This is a genomic window from Saccharospirillum impatiens DSM 12546, from assembly GCF_000423605.1.
GTDB lineage: Bacteria > Pseudomonadota > Gammaproteobacteria > Pseudomonadales > Natronospirillaceae > Saccharospirillum > Saccharospirillum impatiens.
The window spans coordinates 15262-27433 of record NZ_AUIH01000011.1 but is presented as its reverse complement, the minus strand read 5'-3'; the positions used below and the strand labels follow the sequence as shown (position 1 = coordinate 27433).

Genomic DNA, 12172 nt, shown 5'->3' with positions numbered 1-12172 from the left:
ACAGCGTCCCTGACTGGATGTGAGCGATTAATGCCTGAAAGTCTAGGCGGTGCACTGCTAAGCGTCCATGCTGGTTTGGCAAGGCTTTACTTTCGGTCAAATATCGATCAACCGGAGGGTAGCCCTGTGATACACCCATCAGTCAGGCGGTTGCGAATCGATCAGACATGACCCCGGCTGAAGTGTTGGGGTAGACTGAGCGCCGACCAGTGCCGGGAACCGACCCGGGGCTGTAATCAAAAAGGAGAACATCATGAGTGCCGCTCTCGTCTGGATTATCGCCGGCATTGTCCTGATACTGACGGAACTGATTGCCACCAGTATTGTGGCTGTGTTTATCGGCATCGGTGCGCTCGTCACCGGTCTGCTGCTGCAACTGGGACTGATCTCATCGGTCACGATGCAATTGCTGACATTCAGCCTGGCATCAGTGCTGAGTCTGGTGCTTGCACGCAAGCAGCTGCAACAATGGTTTCGCGGTTCTACCGCTGACCGGGGATCGGCGCAAAACAGCTTCCAGCAGGAACTGGGTGAGCGGGTGACGGTAGAGCATGACTTCGATCAGGGTGCGGGCCGTGTGATTCTCAACGGGGTCGCCTGGGATGCCTTATCAGATGACGATCTGCACGCCGGGGAAGTGGCCTGGGTGGTTGCCAATGAAGGCATTCGTCTCACTGTTTCCCGACACAAAGCCCAACGCTCCCCTGAATAGAATTAACCTTTACGCACTTCACTTTTAAAAAGGAAATAGAAATGGATCTTTTCTCAGATTTTGGCAGTTGGTTTGCCGGCGGTATTGCACTGGCCGTAATCATCGTAATTTTCAAGACGGCACGGATCGTGCCGCAGAAAAGCAACTTTGTGGTTGAGCGTCTGGGTAAATACTCCCGCACGCTGGACTCGGGCTTTCACTTGTTGATTCCGTTCATCGACAAGGTAGCCTACACCCATACGCTGAAAGAAGAAGTGATCGACGTAGCGCAGCAAGCCTGTATCACCAAAGACAACATTCAGGTGGGCATCGATGGCGTCATGTACATTCAGGTAATAGACGCGCACAAAGCCAGTTACGGTGTTGATAACTACCGCAACGCAGCCAGCCAGCTGGCGCAGACCACCATGCGTTCGGTCATCGGCCAGACCGACCTCGACAAGACCTTCGAAGAACGCGCCAAGATCAACGAAGAAGTCGTTCGCGCGCTGGACGAAGCCGCCGCGCCCTGGGGCATCAAGGTGTTGCGCTACGAAGTGTCCGACATCGAACTGCCCAACAGCATCAAGGACGCGCTCGAACAGCAAATGCGCGCCGAACGTGAGCGTCGTGCGGCCATTGCCAAGTCTGAAGGTGAGCGCCAGGCGATGATCAACGTCTCCGAAGGCCAGAAGCAGGAAGTGATCAACCTGTCGGAAGGTGAAAAGCTCAAGCAGATCAACGAAGCCGAAGGTCGTGCCGAAGAAATTCAGCTGATCGCCATCGCCACCGCCGAAGGCCTGCGCAAGATCGCCGAAGCGATTCAAACACCGGGCGGCAAAGACGCCGTGAGCCTGCGCATCGCTGAGCAATACGTCAAAGAATTCGGCAACCTCGCCAAAACCAACAACACCCTGATCCTGCCGGCCGAACTGTCCAACGTCGGCGGCGCCGTCGCTGGCCTGGCCGAAGTGCTCAAACACGGGAAAAGTTGAGGGTTGTTTTTGGCTCGTGCCTTGAGTTCGTGACGGCCACCGGGTAGACCTGTCCGGGGTCGGCGTAAATCCGTCCCTGGAGCCTAGGCCGCAACATCCATGTTGCGGACTACCCCGGACAGGTCTACCCGGCAGCCGCCACTTGGCTTAGTGGTTGCCTCTGAACTTGTTTTAGTAGGAGGCTAGTCTCCTGGGTGGCAAGAAGAACGCAATTCCAGAGATCACGACCACAGATACAAGTCTTACTTTAACCAGACTCAAGTTTCGGAGTTTGCACAGTGTAAGCGTCGGCTGCCTGTGGCACCTCTGCGGGGTAGTCCGCAGCATGGACTAAAACGCCGGGAGCGTTTTAGCATGAGCGAAGCGAACCCGAAGGGTGAATCCCATGGATGGGATTCATATCCTGCGGTCTAGGCCCGAGACGTCGGACCGCCATGGACGGATTCACGCCGGCCCCGCATAGGTACCCCAGGTAGCCGGTGCGGGCCACAGCCTCCCAGAAAAATGAACTCCGAAACTTGAGCCGCTATACAAAGTGCGGCTGCGAAGGCCCGCCAATTTGTCTGGCCAGGTAGCTGGCGTAATTGTCTGTCATGCCCGCGATGTGATCGATCAGTCGGTGGTAAATCTCATCCGGTGACCAGGTGGCGGACGGTGCCTCCATGCCCATTAAATCGAAAACCCGTTTGGCGCGGTAGCTTAACTGCTGGTAATCCTGCTTGTTGTGCAATTCAAACCCGGCGGTCATGAAAGCCTGCAGCAACGTGCTGAGTACCGCATAGGCGCCGATTTCGGTTTCGGTTTTTTGGGTATCGAGAAACACCTTGGTGTGTGCCAGCGCTTTGGCCTGGGCGATGCCGTTGCGAATGTGGTCCGGGCACTGGCTGATCAGGTCGCCTTCGAAAATTCCGTTCATAATGGCCGACTGGTGCCGGACAAAGGTGTCGACCACGGCGTCGACCATAATGCCGATGGTTTTGCCGCGCAACGCCGCTAACTGGCGGTTGGGTGAAATGCCATTGTCGCCATCGTCGAGGTCGAGCCCCGACCCCCCCTGAATGTTCATGAACACCTTGCTGACTTCTTCGAAGTCGATGATGTGCAGTTCGACCGCGTCTTCAAGATCGATCAGGGCGTAACAGATGTCGTCTGCCGCTTCCATCAGATAGCTCAATGGGTGGCGTTGAAATCGGGTGGGTTCCCGGGTTTGCAGACCGAGGCTGTGGGCGAGGTTTTGCATGATCGCCAGCTCCGGTTCGAACACGCTGAACTTGCCCTTTTTGGTAGCGTGTTCGGCGGTCCAGGGGTATTTGATGCTGGCGCCGAGGGTGGGGTGAGTCAGGCGCAAGCCGCCCCGGTTCAAGTGGTATTCGACCTGGGCGATGATGCGAAAGCCCTGGGCGTTGCCTTCAAAGTGAGTCAGGTCGCGTTTTGTGGTGGCCTTGAGCGGTTCGAGCAAATAGGCGTTTTCCGGTTGCTTGAACCAGTCTTGTATGGCGTATTCACCGGCGTGCCCGAACGGCGGATTGCCGATATCGTGAGCCAGGCAGGCGCTTTGAACAATGACGCCGAGGTCGTCGGGCTCGATCCAGTCGGGCAGTTGGCTGCGAATGCGTTCGCCAACTCGAATGCCGAGGCTGCGTCCGACGCTGCCCACTTCCAGGCTGTGAATCAGCCGGTTGTGCACGTGGTCGTTTTTGGCCAACGGGTGCACCTGGGTTTTGCCGCCCAGTTTGCGAAAAGCGCTGGAGAAAACGATGCGGTCGTGGTCTTTGTGAAAGTGGCTGCGTCCCACTTCTTCGGCGCCCAGAGCCTGGTGTCCGTAGCGTTCGGTGGTCAGCAGTTGTGCCCAATCCATCAGTTGTATCCGTGTGCGTGGTTGTTGAGGGCTGATAGGGTATCATCGTCTGCTGTACAGCGCCTATAACAGGGACAGTGACCGTTGATGAAGGCGCTGTTAAATCGAACGACAAAGAGGGAAGGGTTTGGCCAAAAGCAAAACACAATTTGTATGTTCCGAGTGCGGAGCCGACTATTCCAAATGGCAGGGTCAGTGCGGCGAGTGCAAGGCCTGGAACACGCTTAAGGAATTTCGAGAGGCCACGGGCGTAGCAGCGCGACAGCCGAATTTTACAGACGACAAAGCCGGTGGTTTCAGTGGCAGTCGCAGTCAGATTCAGAAGTTGTCGGACGTCAGTCTCGAAGAGCAGGCGCGCATCCCAACCGGAATGGGCGAGTTCGACCGGGTGCTCGGCGGTGGTCTGGTCAGTGGCAGTGCGGTGCTCATTGGCGGGCACCCCGGTGCTGGCAAATCGACGCTGTTGTTGCAGACGCTCTGCCACCTGGCGCGTCAATTACCTGTGCTCTATGTCTCGGGCGAAGAATCGGTACAGCAGATTGCACTGCGCGCTCAACGGTTGAATTTGCCCATGGATGCGTTATCGATTCTGGCCGAGACCTCGGTGGCGGCCATTACTGAAACGGCCCGGGAAACCCGGCCCCGAATTCTGGTGATCGACTCCATTCAGGTGATGCACGCGCCGGATGTTGAATCGGCTCCGGGCAGTGTGTCTCAGGTGCGGGAATCAGCCGCCTGGCTAACACGATTTGCCAAACAAACCGGAACCGTTCTGATTCTGGTCGGCCATGTCACCAAAGATGGCAGCCTGGCTGGCCCCAAGGTACTGGAGCACATGATCGATGCCTCGGTAATGCTTGAAAGCTCGGGCGACAGCCGGTTTCGAACCCTGCGTGCGATCAAAAACCGGTTCGGTGCGGTGAATGAGTTGGGCGTGTTCGCCATGCTGGATGTCGGCTTGAAGGAAGTGAAGAACCCCAGCTCGATTTTCCTGAACAAGAGCAGTGAATCGTCACCGGGGTCGGTGGTAACGGTCGTTTGGGAAGGCACCCGGCCATTGTTGATTGAGCTGCAAGCCCTGGTCGATGGCACCAGCATGGGCCACCCCAGACGCATTGCGGTCGGGCTGGACGCCAATCGATTGTCGATGATACTGGCGATCCTGAACCGTCATGGTGGTGTTTTTACCGGGGATCAGGATGTCTTTCTGAACGTCGTTGGCGGCGTGCGGGTGACGGAGACCAGTGCTGATCTGGCGACGTTGCTGGCGGTGGTCTCCAGTCTGCGTGACAAGCCCCTGCCCAAAGACTGGGTCGTCTTCGGCGAGCTGGGGCTGAACGGTGAATTGCGCCCGGTGCCCAATGGCCTGGAGCGGATAACCGAGGCAGCCAAACACGGCTTTCGCAAAGCCATCATTCCAAAGGCCAACGCACCCAAAAAGCCCATCGAGGGTATGACGGTGATTGGCGCGAACCGCCTTGATGAGGTGTTCAGTGCCTGGGCCGATGCATAACAGGCTGTCGAGGGCTTCCGGAGCTTCAGCGGGGAGTATCGGCAGCCGTCGCCGCTGACCCGGGTGGCATTTGTCAGTCGCGGCCCAGAATGTCGAGGTAGACCTGGGCCTGAGAGTGGTGCTGCAGAATATTGGCCAGTGACTGGCCCTCGAGATTGGTGGCGTGAACGTTGCGACCGCGCTCGCGAAACAGGCTCACAAAACGGGCAAAAGTTTCTTCGTTCATGCGGGTATAAGCCCGGTAAAGGCAGTGGAAATCCGGGTTTGTGCCATCATAAGTACTAAAGTTGAGGTAGTCTTCGAGGTGGGCTTCACCCCAGACTTCGCCTTCAACCCGTTTTTTGTCGCGCTTCATCGAAGGTCCTTGCAAGGTTGGGCCAGAGCGGTGATTGGGTGGATGTACCGGCTTCAGGCGTGGTGTCAGGTTCGGTAATGTAGCCTATAGGCGATGAGTTTAAAGTTATAACTAGTCGGCGTGAAATTACTTGTGGGAATATATCAAGAGAGGCCAGCTATATGGGCTGGGCTGTCCCGCCAGGATCTCGGCCGCTTCAGCAGGGGTTCAGCCAGGTAAGCTAGCCTTGTGGGTATGGTTATCAACATATTTAGCCCGGCTTGCCCGGCGAATTGAATAAGGAGCCAGGACTATTTTAGAACGTCGACACTGCAGCATCCGGGCTCTGGGACTGAGCATTTTGCTGATACTGGCCGCACTGGCGACGGCTGGAGCCGAGGAACTTCCCACCGTGAAGCGGGGCGACATTGTCGTAGAGCCGGGTAACCGGGGGTTGCGCAATGATCTGCGAGACCAGCTAGAGAATTATCGGTCGTCCCTGCGCACCACGGGCTTGAACCCCCGAGCAAGTCGGTTGGCCCAGGGCGAGCGCGAACAGATGCGGCAAGTGATCGAATCGAACGGTTACTACGAGGCCCAGATCATTCACCGGGTGATCGAAGAGCCGGGCGAGGTCGAAGGCCAGGTTCAGGAACGCGTTCAATACCGCATTGATACCGGCCCGCGTTACCAGGTGCTGAGTGTCAGCGTGCAGGGGGCTGAGGTCACCTTGCCGGACACCTGGCCAACTTCCGGGGGAGGAGAGCCTTTGGTCGCCTCGGCGATACTCGCCGATCAGTCTGAACTGCAGTCAATCATTGATCGAACCAGCTGTTACTTCACCCTGAATGTCAGCCACGAAGTGCGCCTGCAGCCGGAACAGGATGGCGGCCAGGTCGTCTACCAGGTAGCAGCGACGGACCCCTCAACGCAGGGAACGGTCTCTTTTACCGGGCAGGAGGGCGTAGATGAAGCGTTTCTGCGCCGCCAGACTGGGCTGCGCACAGGCGTTTGTTTCAGCCGTGGCAACATTGATCAGGCGATCATTAACCTCTATGAAACCCAGCTGTTTTCCTCCGTGCGGCGCTCACTGCAACGCGCGGATGATGGCTCTGTTGCGGTCACGTTTGAGCTGACCCAACGCGAACCCAGAACACTCAGCGCAGGTATTGGTTGGGATACCGACCAGGGGTTTGGTTTGCGCGCCGGTTGGGAGCACCGCAATGTCGCTGGCCGCGCGCAGTGGCTGGAGTTGGGAACAGAATTGCAGCGAGATCGCCAGACCGGCAATATCCAGTTGACTCTGCCGGGCTTTCTGGATGCGCGAAACACCCTGGTATGGAACAACAGCCTGACCCATGAAACACCTGAGAACGATGAGTTCTATATTGGCGAAAGTCGCGCCACCATTGACCGGCGCGCCTCGCGCAACGATACCTACCGGTATGGTATCGCTTACCGGCGCAGCGATGAACGGGTGGGTGATGAATGGGAAACCTTCAGCCTGATCCGCTTGCCACTGTCGTACGAATTCGATTCGGTGCCTAACGAGTTTAATCCACAAAAAGGTCTGCGTTACAGCGTGGGGATCGAACCGGTTTGGAGTCTTAATGGGTCCAGTGATCCGTTTTACGTGGGGTCTCTGGGCTGGTCGAGTTTTCGCGATCTGACCGATGATCTGGTGATCGCCAATCGACTGGCGTGGACCTCGTTGTGGCCTTTTAACGACTCAGCCGACCTGGACCGTATTCCGACCTCGGATAAACTGCTTGGCGGCGGTGGCGGAACCTTGCGCGGTTACCCGTATCGCTCCATCGGACTTGAGGGGGCTGATATTGGCGGTAACCACCGGTGGCAGGGCAGCCTCGAATTGCGCGGACAACTGTCTGAGAACTGGGGCGCTGTGGTGTTCACCGATGCGCTCAGTGTGAGTGACGAATGGAACCCGACCACAGATCAATCCTGGTATTACAGCGGCGGGTTCGGGGTGCGTTATTTTACCCAGTTTGCCCCCATTCGTTTTGATCTGGCCTTTCCCCTTAGCCGGCGCGACAGCGACCCTGCGTTTCAAATTTACATCAGCCTCGGGCAGTCTTTCTAGTGGCCATTCGTATTCGGACCGTAGCGCGCAGAGCCTGGTTAATCGCACTGGGAACCCTGCTCACCCTGGTGCTGATTATCGTGCTGGGGCTCGGGTTTCTGCTGGGAACGGAAACCGGCCGTCTGACCTTGCTGGCCCAGGCTGAACGCTGGCTACCGGTTCTGACCGGGCAAACACTGAGCATCGACAATGCGCGCTGGGAAACGCTCGATCAACTGCGGTTTGACCGGTTGCTTTTTCAGGCTGGTGAGGCGGGTGCGAGCGTGTCAGTCGCGGGTGGATCACTGCGCTGGCAACCCCGGTACCTGTGGCAACGGCGTGTCTGGGTCGACGAGTTGGCGGCCGATCAGGTTCGCGTGACCGTGCCGCCAGCGGTAGCCGCTGAGGCTCCTCCCCGGGAATCAGCGACGAGTGACCCGCTTGGCCAGCTGCAGGCGATCTGGGGTCGCATTCCCCCGATTCAGCTGGCTCAGCTTTCGGTAGCTGAATTTGAACTGGCACTGCCGGACCGGCCGCCACTGACAACGGCAATTGATGCCCAGGCGGATATCAACTGGGGCAGTTGGCCGGCACGTTTGTCCCTGGCGCTGACGCAGGGTGACGCTCAGGCAGTCAACGTATCGGTAGCCGTTGAGGCGGCCAACTCACTGGACGTGCGCGGCGATCTCTCGGCCGCGGCCGAGGGTTTCTGGGCGCAATGGATAGACTGGCCTCTCGACGAGCCGATTAAAGGCGAGTGGGACGTGCAATTGAGCCAGGCTGAAACCCAGTGGCGGGCCGACATTGAACGCATCGCTCTGCCATGGCGCGAGCACCGTCTCAGTGTGTCCGGCCAGCTCAGCTACAGCCCCGCAGAAACACGGTTTTACGCGACGCCGCTTCGGGCTGACATCAACGGTCAACCGGCCCTGTTTAACGGATTTATCGGTCCACGCCGCGCCAATCTGGACATCGACATCGACGCACTGTCTCTGGCCTTGCTGAACGGGTTGATTCCCGTCTCCGACTTGACCGGTGAGGTCTCGGTTGCCGGTAAGTTCAGTGGCGGCTGGCAGCAGCCACGGTTTGACGGCACCGCTGAATTGGACGGCACCTTGCGCGGCGACCCTTTGAGCGTAACCACCCAAAGCCAGGCGAGTGTTGGTGGGGTAGAGCTCGAATCGGCGCAGTTGCGCTGGGGCGATGCACAGCTAGAGACTTCCGGGTCCGTGCAGTGGGATGCGCAAACGATGGACCTGTCGTTGTCCTGGCAGGGGGTGAATCAGAGTCGCTGGCAACCCTGGGTACCGGCATGGCCCGAGGCATTGGCTGTCGACAGTGCTGGCCAGGGACGACTCACCGGCACCTTTACTGCACCGCAATTTGCCGGTCAAACCGATACCCGCGGTAGCTATGAACAGACTTCGTTTGAAGTGACGGCCGATCTGACCGCGAGCCGCGAACAGGTTGAACTGAATACGCTGGATGTTGCAACTGAAGCGGGCGATTTGAAAGCAACGGGCCGGTTGCAACTGGATTCCCTGCAACTGGAAGCGACGACAGAACTGATCGACATTCGTTCAAGTTGGCTGGCTGTCGCCGGAGTCGAGTTGCCGGTCGAGCAGGACTGGGGGCTGAGTGGCCAGTTGCAGTGGCAAGGCACCGCGACGGATCCGGTGGCCAGTGGCTCTGTGAGCATTGCCGGTCGCTGGCAAGCTCAACCGCTGAACGCCGAGGTGCAAATTGAACGGCTCGACCTGACCCAGGTGCAACTCGGGCAGAGCACACTGACGCTGGCGGACACCGAGACCGAAGTGTCCGGGCAGGTTAACTGGCAGCAACAGCAAGTGGACTTGAACGCCCGCTTGCGCGCGTTGAGGCTGGCCACTTTGAGGCCTTTCTTGCCCGCATTGCCGGATATGGTGTCCGACCTGAGTGGCAATACCACCGGTGAAATCAGTATCTCCGGTCCCTGGCTGGAGCCAGCGGTCGATGCCGATCTGGCGTTTGACGGTCGCTGGCTGGACCAGCCGCTGACGCTGCAGGCGGCCGTGTCGGCTCAAAACCGGGAGCGCTGGGTCATTCGTGAAGCGCGACTGAACTGGTCGGAACTGGCGGTGAGGTTTGACGGTGACCTGCAACCGTTCGCCAGCCAGATTTCGGGCGAGTATCAGGTGTCGGGTCTGACGCTCACAGATACGCGCCGGCTACCGGTAACCTTACCGAAAACGCTTGATGGCTTGACCGGTACCGCCGGCGCGTCCGGCACGATCGAAGGTGATTTCACGGCGCCGGTGGTGACGGTCGATGCCCAATTTGACGGGGCATTCGATGAGACACCATTGGTGCTGGCGGTGACAGTCAGTGAACTGACGCCGGATCGGCTGACCCTCGACTCGCTGGAATTGCAGTCCGGGGAAGGGCGCTTGCAGAGCTCAGGCGTTATTGCCTTTTCGCCACTGAGTGTTGATCTGGAGGCTCAGTTGAGCAACCTTAACTGGGATCAGCTGACTCGCTGGGTGCCGGAGTCTGAAGCACTGGCGTTCGATACCCTGACAGGGCAGACCTCTGCAAACCTCAGTATTAATGGCGCCTGGCCTGACCTGGCGCTGGAGGGTCAGGTGCAATCGACAGGTGAGTACCTGAATGATCGCTACGAACTCGACTGGCAGGGAAGTGGCAGTCTGCGCGACCGGCTGATGCACGAAGCCCGCCTCAGTTGGGGCGAGTCGCGGATGCAGCTGGATATTGAAAACCGGGGTGAATCGGTGTCGGGTGAGATCAGCCTGTCGCGGGTCTCGCTCGACCGCTTGCGCGCCCTGGGTTTGCCAGTCAACCCGGATCTGACCGGTGAAATAAACGGACAGGCCAGCATAGCCGGTGAGCTGACGGACCCTGAGGTTGATATTTCCCTGAATGCCGGGGGCCAGTGGGCCGGTTTTATCGTGCAAGAACGCGATAGCGACCGGTGGTCGGTTGATCTGGTGGCGGCCGGTCGTCTGGATGACTGGGAAATCACACAAGCCCGTGCCGACCTGGGGCCGGGCGGTAACATTGATATCAGCGGGCGCGGTACCCGCCGGTCAGTGGATTTGCAGGCGCAGGTATCGATACCCGAAACACAACGCTGGCTTGGCGACGCCACCACCTGGGCCGGAGGCCTGGAGGGCTCTCTCAGTGTATCCGGTACTCCGGAGGAGCCTGCTGTTGCGGCAGATCTCGCCTGGACCTCCTCGCTCTGGCCGCTTGAGTTGCAGGTCGATGTGTCCACTGACGACAGTCAGCACCGGGTGAAAGCCACGCTGATGGAAGAGCAAACGCAACGCTTGCTGATCGACCTTTCCACCGATCAAACGCCGCTGGCCGATTGGGCAGCGCCTATTTACCAGCGCCCGTTCACCGCCGATGCTGAACTGGCGCTGGATGAAACAGCATTGGAACCCGTGCTGCGCAACCGGCCCGATCAGGACTTCGTCGGTACCATTGAGGGTCGACTGTCCGTGGTGGGTACCCTCGAACGTCCGGAATGGGAAGGCCGCATTCAGCTGGCCGATGGCCGCTACGAGAATGCGACCGGTGGCACCGTATTGTCCAGTCTGGAAGCACAGTTGTCGGCCAATAACCGAACCCTTCAATTCGATCTGAACGGCAAGGACACCAACGGCGGTCGGGTTACTCTGGGCGGCGACGTCAACTGGCCCGAAGACCGGGACGCCTGGTGGATGCCGGAGCTGGACCTGGCGTTTAACGCGCGCAATGCACGACTGGTTCGCCGCGCCGATGTAGACGCTACTATCGACGGGGAAATCACCGTAACCGGCCCCTGGCGTGATCTGCGTGTTGAAGGGTTAGTGGATGTTTCGCCGCTGATCATACAACTCAATTCGTTGCTGCAAAGCGGCGCACCAACCTTGAATGTGGTGCGTGAAGAAGCCGAGGAGGAAGCCGGGTCAGAGGAGCGTGAAGCCAGTGCCTTTGCGCCAGCGGGTGAATGGGAAGTGAGGTTACGCGCACAGCGCCGTGCTCAGATATACGGCCAGGGGCTTGCGGCCGAACTGTCCGGGGAACTGGACATTACTGACGAACTGGCCAGCCCGCAGGTTGGCGGTCGCTTCTCCGTGATTCGTGGTACTTACACCGCCTTCGGTAAAAACTTCGTGATCGAGCGGGGGAATATCCAGGTGCAGGGCAGCCAGTTGTTGCTGGATATTCTCGCGGTTTATGAAGGGCCTGATATTACCGTCAATCTGAACATTCAGGGTTCTCAGGATCAGTTGAGTTTAAGCCTGACATCGACACCGGCTCTGTCTAATGATGAGTTGCTGGCGCGGTTGCTGTTTGGTCGCAGCATCGCTGAAATGTCGGCGTTGCAGGCCGTGCAGCTGGCGACGGCGCTGAACAGTTTGCGCAACCCCGGGGGCGGTCTGGATGTGTTTGGAACCACGCGGGATCTGCTCGGGCTGGATGCCTTAACGCTCGATAGCGGAACCAATGAAGAGGGGGAATCCGGCGTGAACGTGCAAGCTGGCAAGTACCTCAGCGATCGTATTTATCTGGAAGTTGAGTCGGGCGTGGGTGCGCAACAGGGGCTGGAAGGCAGTTTGCAATTTCAACTGACGCCGCGGGTCAATGCAGAGCTGTATACGCGTGGTCAGTTCGGGGCGGGTGGTATTAATCTGAACTGGAAAAACGATTATTAAG

At 58.5% G+C, this 12172-nt stretch carries 7 protein-coding genes; 5 read left to right on the top strand and 2 right to left on the bottom strand.

What is annotated here, in order from left to right:
• Positions 1-253: 253 nt before the first annotated feature.
• Complete coding sequence (locus G565_RS0109505; RefSeq protein ID WP_028670714.1) at positions 254-712, top strand: NfeD family protein; 459 nt, start codon at positions 254-256, stop codon at positions 710-712.
• A 41-nt stretch (positions 713-753) separates the two neighbouring features.
• A complete protein-coding gene (locus tag G565_RS0109500) occupies positions 754-1686 on the top strand; it encodes an SPFH domain-containing protein (RefSeq protein ID WP_028670713.1) in 933 nt (310 codons plus the stop codon).
• A 526-nt stretch (positions 1687-2212) separates the two neighbouring features.
• Here G565_RS0109500 and G565_RS0109495 read toward each other — a convergent pair.
• Positions 2213-3544 (bottom strand): deoxyguanosinetriphosphate triphosphohydrolase, encoded by a 1332-nt coding sequence (locus tag G565_RS0109495; protein WP_028670712.1) that lies wholly within the window; start codon positions 3542-3544, stop codon positions 2213-2215.
• A gap of 127 nt (positions 3545-3671) precedes the next feature.
• Between G565_RS0109495 and radA the strand changes: the two genes are divergently transcribed.
• Complete coding sequence (gene radA / locus G565_RS0109490; protein WP_028670711.1) at positions 3672-5057, top strand: DNA repair protein RadA; 1386 nt, start codon at positions 3672-3674, stop codon at positions 5055-5057.
• Positions 5058-5130: 73 nt separating this feature from the next.
• On the opposite strand, the gene G565_RS0109485 is transcribed toward radA, so the two are convergent.
• The gene (locus G565_RS0109485) at positions 5131-5412 is read right to left on the bottom strand and encodes a PA4642 family protein (RefSeq protein WP_028670710.1); all 282 of its coding nucleotides are present in this window, start codon (positions 5410-5412) and stop codon (positions 5131-5133) included.
• Positions 5413-5752: 340 nt separating this feature from the next.
• On the opposite strand from G565_RS0109485, the gene G565_RS0109480 reads away from it, so the two are divergent.
• Entirely contained in the window at positions 5753-7492 is a 1740-nt protein-coding gene (locus tag G565_RS0109480) for an autotransporter assembly complex protein TamA (protein WP_028670709.1), read from the top strand.
• Positions 7492-12171, top strand: a complete 4680-nt coding sequence (locus G565_RS23640) for a translocation/assembly module TamB domain-containing protein (protein WP_037338569.1) — start codon at positions 7492-7494, stop codon at positions 12169-12171. Before G565_RS0109480 ends, G565_RS23640 begins: the two co-directional genes overlap by 1 nt.
• The last annotated feature ends 1 nt before the right edge of the window (position 12172 follow it).

What these genes read in the sequence shown, in the direction of transcription:
- G565_RS0109500 (WP_028670713.1), top strand. Translation starts at nt 754, where the DNA reads ATGGATCTTTTCTCAGATTTTGGCAGTTGGTTTGCCGGCGGTATTGCA.
- G565_RS0109495 (WP_028670712.1), bottom strand. Translation starts at nt 3,544, where the DNA reads ATGGATTGGGCACAACTGCTGACCACCGAACGCTACGGACACCAGGCT.
- G565_RS0109505 (WP_028670714.1), top strand. Translation starts at nt 254, where the DNA reads ATGAGTGCCGCTCTCGTCTGGATTATCGCCGGCATTGTCCTGATACTG.
- G565_RS0109485 (WP_028670710.1), bottom strand. Translation starts at nt 5,412, where the DNA reads ATGAAGCGCGACAAAAAACGGGTTGAAGGCGAAGTCTGGGGTGAAGCC.